The 20,811-nt window shown below is 41.2% G+C and carries 23 protein-coding genes; 14 read left to right on the plus strand and 9 right to left on the minus strand.

What is annotated here, in order from left to right:
- Positions 1 to 70: 70 nt before the first annotated feature.
- Together L0P88_RS02530 and L0P88_RS02535 are read right to left on the minus strand one after the other, a co-directional pair.
- Positions 71 to 2,617, minus strand: a complete 2,547-nt coding sequence (locus L0P88_RS02530; protein WP_247134828.1) for a phosphoenolpyruvate carboxylase — start codon at positions 2,615 to 2,617, stop codon at positions 71 to 73.
- Between the two features lie 133 nt (positions 2,618 to 2,750).
- Positions 2,751 to 3,410, minus strand: coding sequence for a uracil-DNA glycosylase family protein (locus L0P88_RS02535; RefSeq protein ID WP_247133060.1), 660 nt, complete (start codon positions 3,408 to 3,410; stop codon positions 2,751 to 2,753).
- A gap of 116 nt (positions 3,411 to 3,526) precedes the next feature.
- Here L0P88_RS02535 and L0P88_RS02540 point away from each other — a divergent pair, with 116 nt between their 5' ends.
- Positions 3,527 to 3,655, plus strand: a complete 129-nt coding sequence (locus L0P88_RS02540) for a 30S ribosomal protein THX (RefSeq protein ID WP_247133061.1) — start codon at positions 3,527 to 3,529, stop codon at positions 3,653 to 3,655.
- Positions 3,656 to 3,663: 8 nt separating this feature from the next.
- Here the strand turns inward: L0P88_RS02540 and L0P88_RS02545 are convergent, their stop codons facing one another.
- The 4 genes from L0P88_RS02545 to L0P88_RS02560 form a co-directional block, all read right to left on the minus strand.
- Positions 3,664 to 4,029 carry a hypothetical protein gene (locus tag L0P88_RS02545; protein ID WP_247133062.1) on the minus strand — a complete coding sequence of 122 codons (366 nt, stop codon included), beginning with the start codon at positions 4,027 to 4,029 and terminating at the stop codon, positions 3,664 to 3,666.
- 44 nt (positions 4,030 to 4,073) lie between these two features.
- Entirely contained in the window at positions 4,074 to 4,835 is a 762-nt protein-coding gene (gene yaaA, locus L0P88_RS02550; protein WP_247133063.1) for a peroxide stress protein YaaA, read from the minus strand.
- Between the two features lie 96 nt (positions 4,836 to 4,931).
- Positions 4,932 to 5,960, minus strand: coding sequence for an RluA family pseudouridine synthase (locus L0P88_RS02555; protein ID WP_247133064.1), 1,029 nt, complete (start codon positions 5,958 to 5,960; stop codon positions 4,932 to 4,934).
- On the minus strand, positions 5,957 to 6,550 hold the full coding sequence (locus L0P88_RS02560) for a PASTA domain-containing protein (protein ID WP_247133065.1): 594 nt from the start codon (positions 6,548 to 6,550) through the stop codon (positions 5,957 to 5,959). Before L0P88_RS02560 ends, L0P88_RS02555 begins: the two co-directional genes overlap by 4 nt.
- Positions 6,551 to 6,623: 73 nt before the next feature.
- Between L0P88_RS02560 and L0P88_RS02565 the strand changes: the two genes are divergently transcribed.
- The 5 genes from L0P88_RS02565 (at position 6,624) to L0P88_RS02585 (ending at position 12,349) form a co-directional block, all read left to right on the plus strand.
- Complete coding sequence (locus tag L0P88_RS02565) at positions 6,624 to 7,598, plus strand: D-alanine--D-alanine ligase (protein WP_247133067.1); 975 nt, start codon at positions 6,624 to 6,626, stop codon at positions 7,596 to 7,598.
- A gap of 37 nt (positions 7,599 to 7,635) precedes the next feature.
- Positions 7,636 to 8,103, plus strand: a complete 468-nt coding sequence (gene coaD, locus L0P88_RS02570) for a pantetheine-phosphate adenylyltransferase (protein WP_247133068.1) — start codon at positions 7,636 to 7,638, stop codon at positions 8,101 to 8,103.
- 175 nt (positions 8,104 to 8,278) lie between these two features.
- Positions 8,279 to 10,126 carry a PAS domain-containing protein gene (locus L0P88_RS02575; protein ID WP_247133070.1) on the plus strand — a complete coding sequence of 616 codons (1,848 nt, stop codon included), beginning with the start codon at positions 8,279 to 8,281 and terminating at the stop codon, positions 10,124 to 10,126.
- A complete protein-coding gene (locus tag L0P88_RS02580; RefSeq protein WP_247133072.1) occupies positions 10,116 to 10,529 on the plus strand; it encodes a two-component system response regulator in 414 nt (137 codons plus the stop codon). The genes L0P88_RS02575 and L0P88_RS02580 overlap by 11 nt, the downstream gene beginning before the upstream one ends.
- 44 nt (positions 10,530 to 10,573) lie before the next feature.
- Positions 10,574 to 12,349 (plus strand): M14 family metallopeptidase, encoded by a 1,776-nt coding sequence (locus L0P88_RS02585; RefSeq protein ID WP_247133073.1) that lies wholly within the window; start codon positions 10,574 to 10,576, stop codon positions 12,347 to 12,349.
- Here L0P88_RS02585 and L0P88_RS02590 read toward each other — a convergent pair.
- The gene (locus tag L0P88_RS02590; RefSeq protein WP_247133075.1) at positions 12,338 to 12,934 is read right to left on the minus strand and encodes an NUDIX hydrolase; all 597 of its coding nucleotides are present in this window, start codon (positions 12,932 to 12,934) and stop codon (positions 12,338 to 12,340) included. The genes L0P88_RS02585 and L0P88_RS02590 overlap by 12 nt on opposite strands.
- 7 nt (positions 12,935 to 12,941) lie before the next feature.
- Here L0P88_RS02590 and pyrE point away from each other — a divergent pair, with 7 nt between their 5' ends.
- The gene (gene pyrE, locus L0P88_RS02595; protein ID WP_247133077.1) at positions 12,942 to 13,583 is read left to right on the plus strand and encodes an orotate phosphoribosyltransferase; all 642 of its coding nucleotides are present in this window, start codon (positions 12,942 to 12,944) and stop codon (positions 13,581 to 13,583) included.
- A 7-nt stretch (positions 13,584 to 13,590) separates the two neighbouring features.
- The gene (locus tag L0P88_RS02600; protein WP_247133079.1) at positions 13,591 to 13,989 is read left to right on the plus strand and encodes an SRPBCC family protein; all 399 of its coding nucleotides are present in this window, start codon (positions 13,591 to 13,593) and stop codon (positions 13,987 to 13,989) included.
- Here the strand turns inward: L0P88_RS02600 and L0P88_RS02605 are convergent.
- Positions 13,983 to 14,714: a biotin--[acetyl-CoA-carboxylase] ligase gene (locus L0P88_RS02605; RefSeq protein WP_247133080.1), complete on the minus strand. Its 732-nt coding sequence runs from the start codon at positions 14,712 to 14,714 to the stop codon at positions 13,983 to 13,985. The two genes, L0P88_RS02600 and L0P88_RS02605, sit on opposite strands and share 7 nt — an antisense overlap.
- 91 nt (positions 14,715 to 14,805) lie before the next feature.
- Between L0P88_RS02605 and rsfS the strand changes: the two genes are divergently transcribed.
- The 6 genes from rsfS to L0P88_RS02635 are packed head-to-tail and all read left to right on the plus strand — an operon-like array spanning position 14,806 to position 19,538.
- Positions 14,806 to 15,180 (plus strand): ribosome silencing factor, encoded by a 375-nt coding sequence (gene rsfS / locus L0P88_RS02610; RefSeq protein ID WP_158779713.1) that lies wholly within the window; start codon positions 14,806 to 14,808, stop codon positions 15,178 to 15,180.
- A 4-nt stretch (positions 15,181 to 15,184) separates the two neighbouring features.
- Complete coding sequence (ftsH, locus tag L0P88_RS02615) at positions 15,185 to 17,170, plus strand: ATP-dependent zinc metalloprotease FtsH (RefSeq protein ID WP_247133082.1); 1,986 nt, start codon at positions 15,185 to 15,187, stop codon at positions 17,168 to 17,170.
- Positions 17,171 to 17,207: 37 nt separating this feature from the next.
- Positions 17,208 to 17,816, plus strand: coding sequence for an LUD domain-containing protein (locus L0P88_RS02620; protein WP_247133083.1), 609 nt, complete (start codon positions 17,208 to 17,210; stop codon positions 17,814 to 17,816).
- Between the two features lie 7 nt (positions 17,817 to 17,823).
- On the plus strand, positions 17,824 to 18,627 hold the full coding sequence (locus L0P88_RS02625) for a phosphatidate cytidylyltransferase (protein ID WP_247133084.1): 804 nt from the start codon (positions 17,824 to 17,826) through the stop codon (positions 18,625 to 18,627).
- A complete protein-coding gene (locus tag L0P88_RS02630) occupies positions 18,617 to 19,282 on the plus strand; it encodes a phosphatidylserine decarboxylase family protein (RefSeq protein WP_247133085.1) in 666 nt (221 codons plus the stop codon). The genes L0P88_RS02625 and L0P88_RS02630 overlap by 11 nt, the downstream gene beginning before the upstream one ends.
- Positions 19,275 to 19,538, plus strand: coding sequence for an acyl-CoA-binding protein (locus tag L0P88_RS02635; protein WP_158779718.1), 264 nt, complete (start codon positions 19,275 to 19,277; stop codon positions 19,536 to 19,538). Before L0P88_RS02630 ends, L0P88_RS02635 begins: the two co-directional genes overlap by 8 nt.
- Here L0P88_RS02635 and L0P88_RS02640 read toward each other — a convergent pair.
- Positions 19,535 to 20,806: a sterol desaturase family protein gene (locus L0P88_RS02640; RefSeq protein WP_247133086.1), complete on the minus strand. Its 1,272-nt coding sequence runs from the start codon at positions 20,804 to 20,806 to the stop codon at positions 19,535 to 19,537. The two genes, L0P88_RS02635 and L0P88_RS02640, sit on opposite strands and share 4 nt — an antisense overlap.
- Between the last annotated feature and the right edge of the window lie 5 nt (positions 20,807 to 20,811).

The raw sequence follows: 20,811 nt of genomic DNA on the forward strand, positions 1-20,811 counted from the left end.
GGTTGGTTCAATACTAAAGACGCATTGCGCCACCCAAGCGTTGCCTTATCCTATAAAATTTACGCTTTTGTTATGCGGAATTACGACTGGCATTGATATTTCCGTACAAGGAACGGGTCACGATCTTTTCGTATAATTCCTTAAGATTGGAATCTTGGGTGATGTGGTACAGCGCATTTTGTTGTATGACCAACAGCGGTAACACAATACGTTCCCGTATACGGACGGATTCCCTTGAAACCACTTCATCCTCCATGAGGATTTTATGCCCGGAAACCTGAAGGAGCATTTTTTTTGATAGTTCAAACTCCTCGTTCAAAATGCTCCAAAACCCACCAAATTCTTGGTCATCCCGCATATAACTGGTCAAATCAAAATTGGTTTTGGCCAGGGACATCATACTGTTGTGCATTAGTGCTCTAAAAAAGGGAACGTCCCTGTACAATGCTTTTACTTCCCCAAATCGACCTTCTTCCTTTAGCTTTTTTATGGCTGTTCCCAATCCAAAATAACCCGGTACGTTTTGCTTCAGCTGGCTCCAGGAGCCCACAAAGGAAATTGCCCTTAAATCGGAAAGGGTCAGTTGTTTTTTATTGCCGCGTTTTCCAGGTCGACTACCAATATTGGCCCTGGTATAATACTTTAAAGTGCTCCGCTGTTCCAGATATGGAATGAATTTTTCGTGCTGTTTTAACGCTTCGTACTTCTTGTAACTGAGTTCAGAGAGTTCTTCGATCAATTTCCGCTGTGCAGTGGGAATTAAATGTTCCTTCCCAAAAAGATTGTTGCTCAATCCTGCGGTCAGCAATTGTTCCGCATTATGGATAAACTGCTCTTTGGTCCCATACGTACTGGTAATGGTCTGTCCCTGGATGGTCAGCTGGATTTCATGATTGGCCACATCCTTGGTCTGTGCAGCATAAAAACGATGGGTTTTTCCCCCACCACGCGCTGGTGGGCCTCCCCTACCATCAAAGAAAATGGCCTTGATCCCATTTTTCTTACAGATTTTACTGAGGGTCTCCTTGGTTTTTAAAATGCTCCAGTTGGCCTTTAGGTAGCCGCCATCTTTGGTGCCATCCGAAAAACCAAGCATTATGGTATGTGTCTCGTTTCTACGTTTTAAATGATTCCTGTAGATTGGAGTATCAAAAAGGTTTTGCATTACCGCTTCCGAGGCTTCCATACCCTTCATCGTTTCGAATAATGGAATGATATCAAAGGTAATCTCTTCGGTCTTCCAGCCACACCATCGGAACAGACCAAACACAAACAATACTGCAAAAATGTCCTCGGAGTTACTGATGATATAGCGATTACATCCATCTTCACCATTCCTTTCCTGGATTTCCTTTAACTGCTTGATATTAATTATGGTCTCTTTGACGATATCTTCGCTAAAATCATTGGGATCCAAAGAAACATCCCCCTCCAATAACCATTTTACCAATTCGTTTTGGGAAAGCTCGTCCAGGGAATCCGTTATTGCTCCTTGCTGCCTTAAAACGGTCTCCACGGTCAAATAATGCTTGCTATGGTCCTGGCGAATGTCCAAAGCCGCAAAATGGGTCTTGAAAATGTGTACTTTATCCAATAGGGCATTCAATTCATCCAAGTACAGGGAATGGTAATCGGTAATGAGTGTCTGTCTGATTTCGGTCAGCTTTTCGGCAATTTCCGCATACGACAACAAAAAGTTCTCTTGAAACATGGCTTTATAAAGCTTCAGGTTCAAGTCGTTTAAAGACTCTTGGAGTCCCTTGAAGGTGAGTTTTCTCCGCAAGACCTTTAAATCGTTATAATAGCATTTCATTAAGGTCAATCGAAGCTCGTCTGCGACTTTTCGGGTCATATCGGCAGTAACAAACGGATTTCCATCCCGATCCCCTCCCGGCCAAAAACCGAGTTTTATAATATTGTAATTGTCAAAATTACTGTCCCGAATATTACTTTTTACATATTGAAAAAGTTCCCCAATGGCCTGGTAATATGTGTTCCGGAGAATATGGATAATATTCTTGGCCTCATCCAAAGGGGTAGGCTTTTTAGCATTTATCAATGAAGTAAGGCCCAATTGCTGTAAGGTCAAATCAATATCATCAATACGATTTTCATCAATCAGCACGCGCATATCCGCAATAATATCCAAAACCGAAGGGGAATAGAATTGCGTTGGGTGTGCCGTTAGTACGATCCTGGCACTGAATGATGAAAGTTTCTTTGCGATTTTATCCCAGTTTTTGTTTTGATCTACCAATTCAAAATAATCCTTTATGGAAAGGGAACTGGTATATTCCTGTAGTTTGGGAAAGGCGGCATCCTCCACACTGTCGTAGAGGACCACTTGGCGTTCCACATATTGTATAATGCGGAACATGAAATCTATTTGTGCCTGCTCCTCTTCAATCCCTACAAATTGTGTGAAAAAGTCACTCAAAATATCCTGGGGTTTTTTACCGGACTTAAGTCCTTTCTTGCATTGCTCAAAAAGAAGGGGCACCAACATGCCCACATTTTCCATATCCGTATAGGGCAGACTTAGAAAAAGACTATTGTAAATCTTAAATTTATTGGTGATCGATTTTTTGAACTCGTCCAACTTTTGGGACCGTTGCATTTCATTCATGCGAAACCCTATTTGAATTGATGATGGTTAAAGGTCGTTATAAACCCCTGATTTTTTGGTATAATTTACCCAAATCACAAATTACGCCCGTGACCCTGCAAACCTAACAAAGGATGGGAGCAAATCAAAAAAACTTTTGATATTGGAGCACCCTGAAATCCAACGTATTGAATTCAGGATTTTCGTTTTTAAGTTCTTTGTATTCCCTTAGGCTCCCTACTGCCCTGTTGGCCGCTCCGGACGGGGCAATCAAGGAAACGGTCGTAACGCTTTTCTGTGTGGCAGGATGTAAGAATTTATGGATCCGGGGTACCTGATCGGATACGCGTTCCAACTGCAGCCCATGTGCCTTTAGGTGTCTCCTAAAGAAATACTCGGGCCCATTTTTACTATTGCCCCCGGTGAACAAAAGGGTGTGGACTGTAGGAAATCTTTCGAGATACCCAAGCATATCCCGAAGTTGCACATTCTGCATACCCAAATCCGAAGCATCCACCTTTTGACGTTCTGCAAGTTCCACAATGTCACAAATACCGATCTTATATTTTCTAAGAAATTGTTTCCGTTGATGGATTGCCTTATCCGTAGTCTCAAAAACCAGCCCCAATTGAAAAATCCTGTCCAGAATGGGCCATAGCTGTCCGTCCCTACTGCCATAGCAGAAATCCACATCTCCTTCCTTTAGTTTACGCGAAGTAAATCTGGGGGGAGGTAAGGTCCCAACTATTAATTTTTCCACACCCCTGAACAAAAATGGGGGATATGGGTGCTGATGTAAAAACATAAGGCATAAAGGTAATGGAATCCCCCATTTTTATTTAACCATTGATTTTTCTTAAATTAAGGGAAAAACGGAATACCAGATTCCGGGCCAGTCGGTAACAATAAACAATACAAATCATGGGAAAAGGGGACATTAAGACCAAAAGGGGAAAAATTGCGAACAAATCTTTCGGGGCAAGAAGAAAACGGAAAATAAAAAAACGAACTTCAGTAGAGGAAAAGGTCAGTACGGAAAAGGCAAAATAAACTGAGGCCTAATCTATCTTAAAATTAAAGATCAGTTCCCCTTCTTGATCAATATCCAATTGATAGGTATACAGACCAATGGGCAAAGGACTTGTTACGGTATCCGGGACAAAATTAAATACTGTGGAATCCGCTTCAACCCTTAAGGTATCCTGCTGAAATGCCAAATCAAATTCCATGTAGTCGGAAAAGCTATCTGCAGCAACATTCTCATAGAACAATGTATCTACCCGGACCTCCACACGTGAGAAATTTTGGCCGCTCCTATTTTGAATCCTAATGTTGGGACCGGTTAGGTTATCATCACGATCATCACAGGACTGGGAAACCAGGACAAGGGAAAATAGCAATAGGGACCGTACAACATTTTTCATGGCAAAGCACTTTATGTAATCAACGCTATTGCCGCTAAATTATTCTATCGAATAAATACGGGTTCGTTCTCCTTCACCGTATGTTCCTGACTAAATTGGTAATCATCATAATCAAATCCTTTGATATCATCCAGGGTATGGGCATCGTTGTCCAGAATGTATCGGACCATGGAACCACGTGCCTTTTTTGCAAAAAAGCTAATGACCTTTAATTTATCATTCTTCCAATCCTTGAATACCGGCGATATCACGGGAACTTTTAAGGCCTTGGCATCAATGGCGCCAAAATATTCATTACTTGCCAAGTTTATAAAAAGTTCACCGTCCATAAGTTCTGCATTTAAATGCGCGGTCAATGTTTTTTTCCAAAACTCATAAAGGTTCTTTTTACGACCAACCTTTAACTGGGTACCCATTTCAAGCCTATAGGGTTGAATCAAATCCAAGGGTTTCAAAATTCCGTAAAGACCGGACAGGATTCGCAATGTGGATTGTAATTGTTCCAGTTTGTTTTCGGGTATGGAATAGGCATCCAGGCCTTGATAGACATCGCCATTAAAGGCATAAACCGCAGGTCTCGCATTTTCTGTGGTAAATGGGATGGAGAATTGTTGGTTCCTTTCCCAATTCAATTGGGCAAGATTGTCCGAAATTGACATTAATTGGGACAGTACCTTGGGTTTCTTTTTTACCAAGACCTTATTTAGTTTTTCCGACAATCCCAGGAATTCAGGTTGACTAAATCTATCCGTGGGCAGATCAGAATCAAAATCCAGCGATTTGGCAGGGGAAATAACAATTTTCATCTTAAGCAATTTAATGCTTCAAAAATAACACCTAAATCAAAATCTTATTCAGCAATGCCCAATATGTTTTCAATGATGGAATTGAAGATGTCTATACTACCCATCCAGATGCTTGGCATATCCTTCCCATTTCTCGATACATTTTGCAATATCATCAGGGATTTGAGAATCAAAAAGTAGTTGCTTCCCCGTGGTGGGATGAATAAATCCCAAGGTCCTGGCATGGAGTGCCTGTCTTGGCAGAATCTTGAAACAGTTTTCCACAAACTGTTTGTATTTGGTAAAGGTGGTTCCTTTTAAAATTTTATCCCCTCCATATCGCCCGTCATTGAACAAGGTATGCCCCAAATGCTTCATATGCACCCGAATCTGATGTGTTCTGCCCGTTTCCAATTTACAGGAAACCAAGGTCACGTATCCCAATCGTTGCAACACTTTGTAATGTGTAATGGCATCCTTACCCTGTTCCCCTTCCGGGAATACCATCATTTGTAATCTATTTTTGGGATTACGGGCAATAGGTCCTTCAATAGTGCCTTCATCTTCTTTTAAGCTCCCCCAGACCAGGGCAACATATTCCCGTTCGGTGGATTTTTCAAAAAACTGTTGTGCCAAATTGGCCATGGCCATATCCGTTTTTGCGATGACCAATAAACCAGAGGTATCCTTATCAATACGATGTACCAAACCAGGTCTTCCAGAGCTATTGTTGGGTAAATCCTTAATGTGATGTACCAAGGCATTCAGCAGTGTTCCCGAATAATTCCCATGTCCCGGATGGACTACCATTCCAGCAGGTTTGTTGACCACTAAAACCTGATCGTCCTCAAAAACCACGTCCAATGGAATAGCTTCCGGCGTCAACAAAAACTCGTACGGAGGGTGTTCAAAAAGTACTTTTACCTGGTCCCCGGCCTTTACGCGATAATTCTGTTTTACTTGCTTGTTGTTTACCCAAATATGACCCTGTTTGGCCGCTTGTTGAATCTTGTTTCTCGTGGCGTTCTCAATGAAGTTCATCAAAAATTTATCCACCCTAAGCGGTTCTTGCCCCTTTGAAGCCTCAAATCGGTAATGTTCAAAAAGCTCATCTTGTGATAGATCGGAGGTATCAGAATCCATCATTGGTTTTGGGATTCTGCTTTTATGATGGCACGTCCAGGGATTGTACCGTTCCCACAAATCAATTCTACTTTGGAAGTTCTGGGCAATTTATCCCCAGGATTCATCTCTTTGCCTTTGTACCTGATATAGTAGACCATATCCTTTCCCAATTGGTCTATGTAGGTAACCCCTTGTACATCCAACCCAACTGCCCGTAACATGGAAGTGGCATTACGACGGGTAACCTGAATAATTTTGGGGATGGTCACCTTTTTATAGCCCGAAGGGTTCACGGTAAAATAGATTTTTCGGTTTTCCTTGACCTTGGTCCCGGCGGGGGGATCCTGTTCAAGAATGGAAAACCTAGGATAATTGGGGTCATAGTTCGTGGAATCCAAAACCTCGTAACGCAGGCCGGCATCCTCGGCGGCTTTTCGCATATCCATTACGGACATTTTTGAAAAATCGGGCACTTCAACAAACTCCCCATGGTTGGTGCTACCTTTTAACCAGCGTAATGTCATAAAACAAATGGCAATAAAAACCAGGACTGCCAAGCCCAATTGAATCAAAAATGTTCTGCTCCGCAGAAAATCCAGGAAATTCCTCATGCCAAATGGTTTGCCGACAAATATAGAAAAACAGCCCTTTTTTAATTACTTTGGTGGCGTTTAATCGACCAAAGTGAAAAAGAACATTGCCATTATCATAGGGGGTTATTCCAGTGAGTACGCAATATCCGTGAAAAGCGGTACTGTGGTCCAACAGCATTTGGACAATGAAATATTCAATACGTACAACATAGTTATTGGACCTGATAACTGGTACCACGAACTGCAAACTGGGGAGAGGGTTGAAATCGACAAACACGATTTTAGTTTGAGCCTGCCCAATGGAAGAATAAAATTTGACTGTGTTTTCAATGCCATACATGGAACCCCAGGGGAAGATGGTCTGCTACAGGCCTATTTTGAACTCCTGGGCATACCACAAACTTCCTGTGGTTATTATCAAGCAGCTTTGACCTTTAACAAAAGGGACTTGTTGAGTACTTTAAAACCCTATGGCATAAAATGTGCAACCTCCTATTACGTGAACAAAGGAGAGGAAATAAACACCAATGAAATCGTTATAAAAGTAGGATTGCCCTGTTTTGTAAAGGCCAATAGGGCGGGAAGCAGCTTTGGCATCAGCAAGGTGTATTTGGGGGAAGAATTGCCATCTGCCATCCAAAAGGCATTTGAGGAGGATGATGAGATCATCATTGAATCCTTTTTGCATGGGACCGAAGTCTCCGTTGGGGTAATTACCTATAAGGGAAAAGTCAAGGTTTTACCAATGACGGAAATAGTAAGTGAAAATGATTTCTTTGATTATGAAGCCAAGTACCAAGGGAAGTCCCAAGAAATTACACCGGCCAGAATCTCCGACACGCAGTATCAAAACGCGGCCCGTATTGCAAAAAAAATCTATAGCGTATTAAAAATGACCGGCTATACCCGAAGTGAGTTCATCTTTCAAGGGGATGAGCCCTATTTATTGGAAGTAAACACAACTCCCGGCCTTACGGAGGAAAGTATTCTTCCCCAACAGGCAAGGGAAGCCGGAATTTCACTATCCGAATTATTTGAAAGTGCAATTGAAGAAGCTTTGAAATAGCAAATTCTGTGTATTTTTAGTCAAATTCCTTCCACACATGAGACGAGCCATCTTTCCAGGTTCCTTTGATCCGTTAACATTAGGGCATTACGATATTATAAAACGGGGCATCACCCTTTTTGACGAACTCTTTATAGCCATTGGCATCAATGCGGACAAGAAATACATGTTCACCTTGGAAGAACGCCAAAAATTTATTGTGGAGGCCTTTAAGGATGAGCCAAAAATAAAAGTGGTGACCTATGAAGGGTTGACCGTTGACTTCTGCAAGGAAGTTGATGCGGATTTCATCCTTAGGGGCCTTAGAAATCCCGGGGATTTTGAATTTGAAAAAGCCATTGCCCATACCAATAGGAAGCTATCGGAAATTGAAACGGTATTCCTACTCACCTCCTCCGGAAAATCCTATATCAGTTCCTCTATTGTTAGGGATGTAATTAGAAATGGTGGCAACTATAAAGGGCTTGTTCCGGATACCGTAGTCGTTACAGGTCACCGAAGCTAAAATTGGATTTAACGTTAAAAAATAACATTTCACCCTCACTTCCTTACCAAAAAGGGAAAGCAAACAACATGTTTCCGCACATACACAACATATATTTAAAAATATAGTGATATACTATTAAAATTGTAGGAAATTACATATGTGTTAGGAGTCCCATATCTTAAAAACCTACAATTTGAAAGCTTTAAAGACCGACTCATTTAGTTATTTTGTAAGGCAATTACCCCAACCCATAGCTTTTGTGGACACTTCTTTTAGGTTGGTTGGTATTTCCGACAAGTGGTTGGAATATTTTGAATTCCCCCAGCAAAAAAAAACAGGAACTTCCATTTTTCATCTTTATGGGGAAAAAATCAATACCCCTTGGAAAAATAGTTTTGAGAGCTGTCTTAACGGAAATACTGAGTACGGTATTCAAACCAGGATTACCAGTACTGGGAAGGAAAACTGGTACGAATGGACGAACATTCCATGGTATGACGAGGAAGAAAATGTAATTGGGGTTATCGGTAAAATTGAGGACATCACCAAAAAGGTGGAAAATGAAATGAAATATGAAAAACTGGAAAACCTTCTTAAGGATCAATCGGAAATTACCAAAGTAGGGACCTGGGAGTACAACATTGGAACGGATACCTTAACATGGTCTCCCATGACCAAAAAAATTCATGAGGTTACCATGAACTATAAACCCAATGTAGAAACGGCCATTGACTTTTATCAACAAGGGCATTCCAGAAATACCATTGCCATGCTGATCCACAATGGGATACACCGTGGGGAAAGTTGGTCCAAGAAACTACGGATAGAAACGGCCAAAGGAAACGGAAAATGGATTATTGCCGCCGGAAAACCACTTTACAAAAATGGAAGGATAACCAGACTAATTGGGACCATACAGGACGTAACCGAGCAAGTTGAACAGGAAACCAAAACCAAAGAGAGTGAAGAATTGCTAAGGACACTCATTGATAATCTGCCCTTAAACCTGTATATAAAGGATTTGGAATCCAGAAAAGTTTTGGTGAACAAATCGGAATGTGATTATCTGGGTGTGCAAAATCAGGAGGAAATTATTGGAAAAACGGATTTTGAATTATACGATGAGCGTATTGCCCAAATATCCAGGGATGAAGATTTGCACGTGATAAAAACCCAAAAACCCATTATTGGAAAAAGAACGATCAGTATAAAGAGGGATGGAACCGCTACTTCCTTCCTGACTTCAAAAATACCTTGGCTCAACGGCAATGGGGAGAGCAAGGGACTCATAGGAATCAGTATTGACATTTCCGAACTTGTACAAAAGGAAAATCAACTTAGCAATTTAATCAATGTTACCGCCATCCAGAACAAAAAGCTCATCAACTTTGCCCATATTGTTTCACATAACCTACGCTCCCATGCAGCAAATTTTTCCATGCTGTTGAATTTCCTGGGAAAAGAGGATGAGGAAACCGAAAAGAAAAACATTTTGAAAATGCTGACCAAGGCTTCGGACAATCTAATGAATACCCTGGAAAACCTGAACGAAGTCGTGCATATCAGTACAAATGTAAATTTGGAAAAGAAACCCATTAACCTAAATGGGCAAATTACCAAGGTACAGGAAAACCTTGCTGTTTTTTTACAACAGAAAAACGCAAAGATCGTGAATACCATCTCTGACAAGGTCTATGTGAACGCAGTACCGGCCTACCTGGAAAGTATTCTCCTGAACCTGCTTACCAATTCCGTTAAATACAAACATCCCGATAGGGATCCGGAAATTATACTATCGACCAAAAAAGAGGAAGACCAAATTGTTTTTAGTGTAAAGGACAATGGACTGGGCATTGATATGGATAAATATGGAAGAAAGCTCTTTGGAATGTACAAGACTTTCCATAACAATTCGGACGCCAGGGGTATTGGACTTTACATTACCAAGAACCAGATTGAAGCCATGGGCGGTTCCATAGTTGCCCATAGCCAAATAAACAAAGGATCGACGTTTAATGTATATTTTAAAGATGAAACTTAATAAAGTCTATATCGTTGATGATGATAGTATCACCATTTTCGGATTGAGAAAGCTTCTGGAAAAGTTCAGCAAGGAACTTTGCATTGAAGAGTTCAGAAATGGAAGGGAAGCCTTGGATGCATTATCTTCACTTTTGAAAAAGGGGGCAGCGTTGCCAGAGGTCATTTTTTTGGATATCAACATGCCCGTCATGGATGGTTGGACGTTCCTGGATGAATTCTTAAAACTTCCAAGTGTTTCAGGAGTACACATTAAGATCATCACCTCCTCCATAGATGTTAGGGATCGCCAAAAATGGAAGTCCTACGTAAAAAAAACCGGGCATCACATCGATTTCATCACCAAACCAATCTATGAATTGGATTTACGGGATGTTACCCACAATATGAATTTGGCTTCCTAGCAGTGGATCTTCTACTTTTGACTACACCGTAGTCAAAATAACCCATGAAGTCGCGCTATCTGGTCTTTTTACTAATTCCATTCCTTTTTTCCTGTAAGGATTCAATCCAACCGGATGAAAAGACCTTTTCCACAATTTTTGAGGATTCCAACGGGATGCAAACTGCAACCTATGATCAGGTAATTGAATTCTATCTCCTACTTGCCAGGGAATTTCCAGAAATCAACGTTCAGACCATAGGGGATACCGATAGCGGTCACCCTTTGCATTTAGTGACGTACAATCCTAATGCCGATTTTAATTTTCAGAAAATACGACAGGAAAAAAGCATTGTCCTGATCAATAATGGAATCCACCCTGGAGAACCGGATGGCATTGATGCCACCATGCTTTTGTTCAGGAATTTGGCCCAAAAGAGGATTGACGCTCCAGAAAACGTGGTCATAACCTCCATTCCCGTTTACAATGTAGGGGGAATGTTGAATAGGAACAGTACCAGTAGGGTCAATCAGAATGGTCCCGAAACCTATGGGTTTCGGGGAAACGCCCAAAACTATGACTTGAATAGGGACTTCATAAAAATGGACACGCGAAACGCTTACACTTTCGTGGATATTTTCCATTTGTTGAAACCGGATATATTCATAGACAACCATGTGAGCAATGGTGCCGACTATCAATATATTTTGACCCATCTATTTACCCAACACAATAAACTGGGTGGGGAATTGGGAAATTATTTGCATCAGGAACTCATGCCTTCCCTGGAAATGGAACTACAAAATAACGGACTGGCGATCACCCCGTACGTCAATGTATTCAATAGGCCTCCCGATGGTGGCTTTTCTCAGTTTATGGACCATCCCAGATATTCCACAGGGTATACTACACTATGGAGTACCTTGGGAATGATGGTCGAAACCCATATGTTAAAACCTTACAAACTTAGGGTTGAAAGTACCTATGAGCTATTGCGGCAAATGGTGGATATAACGGATAGGGACTACGAAAAAATAAAATCCCTTAGGACCAAGGCCAATGAATCGGCCCTAAAATTGAAAGGATTTCCATTGAATTGGGTATTGGACACCACTAAGGTTACAAAATTGAATTTTAAGGGTTTTACCGCAGATACCCTTTTGAGCGAGTTGACCGGTATGCCAAGATTACGATACGATAAAACGAAGCCCTTTGAGAAGGAAATCCCCTATCATGATCATTTTTATCCCAAAGATACCATTGAAGTGCCGGAAGCCTACCTTCTGAAAAAAGGGTGGCAGAAGGTCATTGATCGTTTGGCTGCGAACAATATTGATTACTTTGAAGTGGAAAAGGATACGCTTCTAAGTGTTGAAAGTTATCATATTAAATCCTATGAAACCTATTCCAGACCATACGAAGGACATTATCCGCATTACAACACCCAGGTGACCAAATCCCAAATAGAGGTCCGTGTGCAAAAAGGGGATTACGTAATTCCCACACGGCAAGAGGGGATCCGCTATGTATTGGAAACCTTGGAACCGGAAGCGGTCGATTCCTTTTTTAACTGGAACTTTTTTGATACCGTGCTGCAACAAAAGGAAGGTTTTTCCCCTTACGTTTTTGAAGATTTGGCCCTCAGGATTTTAGGGGAAAATGTGCTTTTAAAAGACAGTTTTGAGCTTAAAAAAGCAAAAGAAAAGGACTTTTCCGAAAACTGGTATGCCCAATTGGCTTGGATTTATAAGAACTCCCAACATGGTGAGTCCGCCCACTTGCAGTATCCCGTTTACCGCATACTAAAGGGTAGTGAAGGCGCTCTCCTGTTAAAAGATTAGATTTTCCTCAAAAAGGATCCTTATGTTTCGGTAGGAATTTTTAAGGGCCTTTTCCGTTTTTTTGGGCCCTTTCCATTTTACTTTGGTTATGCCCTCCTCTTCCTGGGCAACAAACTTGCCCGAATAATCGGTATACATTTCAAACCAGTACACTTTTTTTAGTTTGAATTTATCACCTCTCCTAAAAATATGGTACGTAGTCTGCAAATACCGTTTTACGCTAAGGTTTTCTACCCCGGTCTCCTCTTCCACTTCCCTTACGGCGGCAGCCTCTATGGATTCCCCTTTGTCCAGCTTCCCTTTGGGCAAGTCCCATTTTCCTTCCCTAAAGATAAAGAGCACTTTTCCTTTTTTATTTTTTACCAATCCTCCTCCGGCAACGATCATAGGTATTTTACTGGTAAACTTCTCAAGGATATCATTGCCCGGTTCAAAAATATAGGCGGTATCCAAAAGGTTTTTGGCAAGAGCGGTTATCGCGTAATTTATGGCATTGTCCTCAAGGGTAAAAACATTTCCCAAAGAGTTGTCCGGTTGTTGATTGGTCAAAATCAACGGAGACTCATTTACAAAAACTTTATACATTTGCGCAATGATTTTGGACAAGAACAGCGCTAAAAAAACAGCTGAGCTGTTGCTGCAAATTAATGCAATTAAGTTGAGTCCTGAAAGTCCATTTACATGGGCTTCCGGTTGGAAATCCCCAATTTACTGTGATAACCGAATAATTCTGTCCTATCCACAGATTCGGAATTTTGTCCGCGAGGAAATGGCCAAACAGGTTGAGGGAATTTATGGAAAGCCCGATGCCATTGCCGGAGTGGCGACCGGCGCCATAGGTATTGGTATCCTGGTCGCGGAATCCCTTGGGTTACCTTTTGTTTATGTGAGGCCCCAACCCAAGTCGCATGGAAGGCAGAATCAAATTGAAGGCCATTTGGAACCCGGACAAAGTGTGGTGGTCATTGAAGACCTCATCAGTACGGGCAAAAGTAGCCTTAATGCGGTGAATGCCCTAAAATCAGCCAAACTGGAGGTAAAGGGCATGGTGGCCATTTTCACATATGGCTTTGAAACGGCGACCGAAAATTTTAAAAATGAACATGTCCAATTACATACCTTAAGCGATTACGGGCATTTGATCGAGCAGGCTGCCCAAACACAGTATATCCGAGAATCCCAATTAAAAACGCTAATGGAATGGAGAACGGCTCCGGACCAATGGCAACCTTAAGTAAATTATGTATATAGAAGCACCTAAAAAAAGTTTGAATACCAGTGCAAAAGAAGTCTTTGACTTTCTCTGTGACATCCGGAACTTTGAAAAGCTTATGCCTGAAAACATTGATAAGTTCGAGGTTTTGGACGAAAACACTTTTAGATTTGCCCTAAAGGGAATGCCTGAAATTGTGCTGCGCCTAAAGGAGAAATACCCAAATTCCAAAGTGATTTATGGAGCGGCCAGTAGCAAACTTTCATTTACCCTAACCGCAGCTATTCAAGAAATGGATGGGGATACCAGTGAGGTCACCCTAAGTTTTGAAGGGGAATTCAACGCAATGATGGCAATGATGATCAAAAGTCCCATTACCAATTTTATAGGGACCCTCTCCTCCAATATGGACGTGATCGGTCAATAAATAAAGGTTACTTCCTTAAAATTAAAGTGTTCCATTTGGCCGTTTTCCCGCTCTATTTTTAACTGGCCACCTTCCGTAACGCCCTTGATCGTGCCTTTGAATGGTTGCCCTTTTCCCACACGAAATGCCGCTTTGGCTTCCATCCGAAACAGAACGGCTTCATATTGTTGTATGATTTCCTGAAAATTCAGTTTTTCCAAGGATTTCAAACGAAACTCGATGTAGTGTAAAAGCCTGCTCAATAATTCATCCAAATCATGGTCCCTTCCTGTGGCCAGCTTTAAGGAAGAAACGTTTGCAAGTTCCCCAAAATTAGTTTGGTTCACATTAAGTCCTACACCGATAATACTTTGTTGCACTGTTGTGCCCTGAAGCGTATTTTCAATTAAAATGCCACATATCTTCTTATTTACTGACATAATGTCGTTAGGCCATTTAACCCTAACATCAGGAACTGACAGTTCCTGTAACACATCAAAAATAGCTAGGGAAACCAAGCAATTTAGACTAAAACCCTGCCTGGCCCCAAGGTTGGAAAATCGTTTTAACACACTCAAAGTAAGGTTTTTACCTTCTTCCGAAACCCAACTGTTCCCTTTTTGTCCCCTACCACTGGTTTGATGGTCACATACCACAACCGTTAAATCCCCAAGGTCTTTTTGCTGTGCCAATTGTTTCAAATAATCATTGGTCGAAGCGATGGCATTAAGTTTGATTATGTGCATGTAACTATGCTTTTTACCGTTCAATGTTATGTTAAAAACACCGTCGGTCAAAACAAAAAAGTAATAACTTTGTAGAAATTAAATTTTTTGGATGCAGAAAAACAAAGCTAGCGCAGATGAACTAATTACCTTAATCATAGCGGGAATTGAAGAAGTAAAGGGGATAGATATAAACCTCTTGGATTTAAGGGAAATAGAAAATACAGTTTGCGATTACTTTGTAGTATGTAACGGAACATCCAACACGCACGTCAACGCAATAGTATCTTCCATTCAAAAGACGGTCAGCAAATCAATTAAGGATAAACCTTGGCATATTGAAGGCGCAGACAACGCAGAATGGGTTTTAATGGATTACGTTAATGTTGTTGTTCATGTTTTTCAAAAGCATACTAGGGAATTTTATGATATCGAAGGACTTTGGGGTGACGCCAAAGTCACTATGGTAGAGAGCAGCTACAATTAAAAAAATGGCAAAAGAAAATTCAAATACCCCTAAAAAACCCAGGTTCAGTTCTTGGTGGATCTACGGTGTAATTATTGCCCTTATTCTGGGTTTTCAATTTTTTGGCAGTGCAACATTCTCCAATACGGAGAAGACCACCACTTCCGAAATGCAGGAATTTCTTAGAAATGGGGATATCTCTAAAATTATAATCATTACCAATACCAGACAGGCAAAAGTCTTTTTAACGGATGAAGGTCTTAAGAAAGATGTCCATAAGGGCGTTGCGGACAAACCTATGCTCCCTACGACCGGTTTGGTGCCCCAATATATCTTGGACTATGGGGATTTACAGATATTTCAGAATGAAATCAGCGAGATAAAAAAGGAAAACAATCTTGATACCATCGTTGAATTTGATACGGAATCCAATGTCCTTGGGGATTTGCTGCTATCCTTGCTACCCTTTATTCTCATTATTGGGATTTGGATTTATTTGATGCGCCGAATGTCCGGTGGTGGCGCTGGTGGCGCTGGAGGTCAAATCTTTAATATTGGAAAGTCCAAAGCCAAACTCTTTGATGAGAAAACGGACACAAGGACATCATTTAAGGATGTTGCAGGTTTGGAAGGTGCAAAAGAGGAAGTACAGGAGATTGTGGAGTTCTTGAAAAACCCGGACAAGTATACTTCCTTGGGTGGTAAAATACCCAAAGGGGCTTTATTGGTCGGTCCTCCGGGAACAGGAAAAACGTTATTGGCCAAAGCAGTGGCAGGAGAGGCCAAAGTTCCCTTTTTCTCCCTTTCCGGTTCAGATTTTGTAGAGATGTTCGTTGGTGTCGGTGCCTCCCGGGTGCGTGACTTGTTCAAACAGGCCAAGGACAAATCTCCGGCCATTATATTCATAGATGAAATCGATGCCATAGGTCGTGCCAGGGGAAAGAACAATTTCACGGGTTCCAATGATGAACGTGAAAACACCCTAAATCAATTACTGACGGAGATGGACGGTTTTGGTACCAATACCAATGTTATTGTACTTGCCGCAACCAACCGTGCCGATGTCCTGGATAAAGCCTTGATGCGTGCTGGCAGGTTTGACAGACAGATATATGTGGATTTACCGGACATTAGGGAAAGAAAGGAAATTTTTGAAGTCCACCTACGGCCCATAAAGACCGCAGAAACTTTGGATTTGGATTTCTTGGCCAGACAAACACCTGGATTTTCAGGAGCGGACATAGCCAATGTTTGTAATGAAGCTGCATTGATTGCCGCAAGAAAAGAAAGAAAGGCAGTGACGAAACAGGATTTCCTGGATGCCGTGGATAGGATTGTAGGGGGGCTGGAGAAGAAAAACAAAATAATCACCCCGGAAGAAAAGAAAACCATTGCATACCATGAGGCAGGTCACGCAACGGTAAGTTGGATGTTGGAGCACGCAGCACCATTGGTCAAGGTTACCATTGTGCCCCGTGGACAATCCCTGGGCGCCGCATGGTACCTTCCAGAGGAACGATTGATCGTTCGCCCGGAACAAATGTTGGATGAAATGTGCGCCACCATGGGTGGACGGGCCGCAGAAAAAGTCATTTTCAATAAAATATCCACTGGTGCTTTAAGTGATTTGGAAAAAGTTACCAAACAAGCACGGGCAATGGTCACTATTTACGGACTGAATGATGAGTTGGGTAATATTACCTATTACGACTCCTCCGGACAAAACGAATATGGTTTTACCAAACCGTACAGTGAAGAGACCGCCCAAAAAATTGACGAGGAAATCTCTAAAATTATCGAGAAGCAATATACAAGGGCCATTTCCATTCTTGATAAAAACAAGGATAAATTAACCCAATTGGCGGACAGGTTGTTGGAAAAAGAAGTAATTTTTAAGGACGATCTGGAAAAAATCTTTGGAAAACGTCCTTTTGAAAAGGAAGAAGAAGGGGCGGAACAACCCAAATCCAACGATACTGAAACGGAAGAAGTAAAGGAAAAAACCAACTGATCCTTGCTCGCTTCCCGTTTCCTGGCCTAAAAGAAATATGAGCCTATTTGACAAACTTTTTGGAGGAGGTAAAAAAGTTTCTAAAGAAACTGCGGAAACTAGGGGCGAACATATGCCAGATTTAAAAATCCCCATAGATGAAAAGTTTACCATTTATTTTAAAAAGAACGGGGGGAAATTTATCTACTGTGAAGATTTTACCGAAGTTCAAACCGCTCTGGCCAATATTGTTTCGGAAAATAACTGGCAAGGTCATTTTTTCTACACCTTGAACAAAAGAATCAATGAGCGATTTGCCTCAGAAAAACTGTCGTTCACGGACAACAGGAACGAAAGCGATATTTTCTTTACCACTTGTGAGCACCTCATAGCCCACAATGGCTCCATTTTAGTATGCTCACATCAAATAAAAGAGAAAAAACTAAACGAATTGCCCAGCAATCTAATTGTTTTTGCCACAACAAGCCAATTGGTGGATTCCATTAGTGAGGCCCTAAAAATCATTAAGAAAAAGTATCCCCAAAAAATCCCCGATAATATAACCACCTTAAAACATTTTCTTCCCACACCAGAAAACAAAAATGATTTTCTCTCCTACGGTAGTGCTTCAAAAAATGTCTATCTTTTGCTTTTGGAAGACTACTAACTAGTGTATGAGAGAACTTCTGCGTAGGTCACTTACCGGAATTGTTTACGTTTTTTTATTGTTATCCGCCGTTTTTCTGAGTTCGGATGCCTTTGATTTTCTCTTTATGGCCTTTGGGCTGGCTTGCCTTTATGAGTTCAAAAGACTGATGAAAATAACCGGATATTATGTTTTTATTGCCTATTTGGCGTTGTGGTGGGCTTTTATCTACTTGATTCATGACTTTGCCATGATCAAAATATTACTGGTTTTAACCATTACCGTGGACTTGGCATTGCTGGTGTATTTGTTTTCCCCCCCCCAAAATGCATTGACCACAGTCCAAAAATATGTGATAGCCACATTCTATATAGGCGGGGGCTGTGTTTTCCTCACCATGATTCCCTATCAAAACGAACATTTTGCAAAGCTCCTGATCATGGGGGTCTTCATTTTGATATGGGTGAACGATTCATTTGCCTATCTGGTGGGCAGAACTTTGGGAAAGCATAAATTATTTCCAAGAATTTCTCCCCAAAAAACAATTGAAGGTTCTTTGGGAGGTCTTATTTTTGCAATGGTTGCCGCATACATTATTTCTAGGTATGAACCAATCATCACCATGGAACAGTGGTTAATTTTAGCCGTTGTTATCGTAATTATGGGTAACCTGGGTGATTTGCTGGAATCAAAATTCAAGCGAATGGCCGGTGTAAAGGATAGTGGTGCCATTTTACCGGGCCATGGTGGAATATTGGATCGATTGGATAGTTTGGTTTTTGCAGCACCATTTGCATATTTGACCTTAATTTTGTTTACCTATGTTTCATAAAGAAGGTAAGAACATTATTCTTACTACCTTTTTTTTGGTGGTTGCCGTGATAATTCTGGCGCAATACTTTGTTGCTTTGGAATGGCTCCGTATGCTTTTACAGGTGGTTTCCCTGGTACTATTGATTTTGATCCTACAGTTCTTCAGAAATCCCAAGAGACCTTTGACCCCAAACTTTAATGAAATCCTGGCCCCAGTCGATGGAAAGGTTGTCGTAATTGAAGAGGTGGAGGATACCGAATATTTCCAGGGAAAAAGAAGACAGGTATCCATCTTTATGTCCCCTTTGAATGTTCATGTTACAAGGTATGCCGCAAGTGGTACGATTACCTATTCCAAATACCATCCCGGAAAATACTTGGTTGCTTGGCATCCCAAGTCAAGTACGGACAACGAAAGAACCACGGTTGTCATCCATACCCCAAAATTTGGCGAAATCCTTTACAGACAAATTGCCGGTGCCATGGCCAGAAGGATCGTGAATTATGCCGAAGAAGGGGAACAAGTGGTGCAGGGTGATGACGCTGGTTTTATCAAGTTTGGCTCAAGGGTGGATGTGTTGCTTCCCCTTGACTGTAAGGTCTGCGTGGGATTAAATCAAAAAGTTGTGGGTGCAAGGACCTGCATTGCGATGTTACCGGAACAAGATGGTTGACAAAAGCTTACAAAATAAGTTCCAAGAAGCCGTTCAATATGTGAACAACTACGTAGAGCCCATCCCGGCAGATATTCTCCTAAAGCTGTACGCGTATTATAAAATTGCCAACAAAAACTTTGACAATCCTGGAAGCAAAACACCACTGATCAATGCCTTTAAGGCCAATGCACTTATCCAGGCCCAAAATATCAACAGGAACGAGGCAATGGCCAATTACATTGAATTGGTCAATAAGGAGCTAAAACCCGATTAAGCTGTGACATTTACTTCAGGTTTGGTTGAATTTTCCAAAAAAGTGAAGTACCATCCCCCAAAAACAGTGATTCCAAAATAAAACAAAATAGCGGTACTCCCCCACTTCCAATAGGCATTGATTCCAAACCAATCACCGGTAAACCAAATAAGCAAGAAGCCCATAACACTTCTCACAAATTCTATCCAAAAGGCATGGCGCTTCCTATCCATTAATGAGGTATACCCATAAATGCCCACAAATACAAATGCTCCAAATAGGAGAAGGTTGTTAAATCCTATTTCAGAATAATTATAGAACATAAAAAGCATCAATCCGGTATTGAACAATAGCTGAAAAATAGCATACCCTTTTAAGGATGGGGAAGCTAGGGGCTTATACTTGTTGAAAGCATAAACATTTTCAATTTTTGATATGGGATATTTTTCATTGACGTCATTTGGCCGCCATCCCGTTGGCATGAACCATATACGCAATTTATCCTTCCAGTTCTTGGTACGCCATGCATCTTTCATCAGTCTCCAAACATGTTGAAAGTTGATGATGATCGGATTCCAGGTAGCCGCTGGTTTTAAAACCCCATATTGTGGTGGCACATCATCCAACTCTTCCTGGAAAGTTCCAAACATACGGTCCCATATACAAAGTATCTGACCTAGATTTTTATCAATGTACTCTGGATTAATGGCGTGATGCACCCGATGCTGGGATGGGGTTACGATTACATATTCAAGCCAGCCCATTTTACCAATATGCTGGGTGTGGTACCAAAATTGGGCGAATAAGTGGATAGGGGCCAAAATGGCAATGACCTCATTGGGTACCCCCAGTAAAGCAGCCGGAATCAATAATAGTGCAAAGTACCCTATTACATTGGAAATGGACTGTCGCAATGCACAGGCCAAATTAAACTCCTCACTGCTATGATGGATAACATGTTGATTCCAAAAAATATTGACATGGTGGCTTAATCTATGGTTCCAGTACCCTGCAAAATCAATACAAAGAAAGGCCAAAAGCCAAACCAACCAAGTGGATTCAATTGTGAACAATGCCAAATATTTCAACAAAAATGGATAGCCCACCAGTACCAAAACGAGACCCAGGGAATCCTTTACAATATTGGTAAGACCAGAGCTTAAACTGCTCACCGTGTCCATAACATTGTGTTTTTGGTCCTTTACCAAATACCCATATCCTATTTCCAGGAGTACCAACCCAATGAAAAAGGGAATGGCATATAATAAAGCGTTCGCATAAGTTTCCATACCTT

This window comes from Muricauda sp. SCSIO 64092, assembly GCF_023016285.1.
In the GTDB taxonomy this organism is placed as follows: Bacteria; Bacteroidota; Bacteroidia; order Flavobacteriales; family Flavobacteriaceae; genus Croceivirga.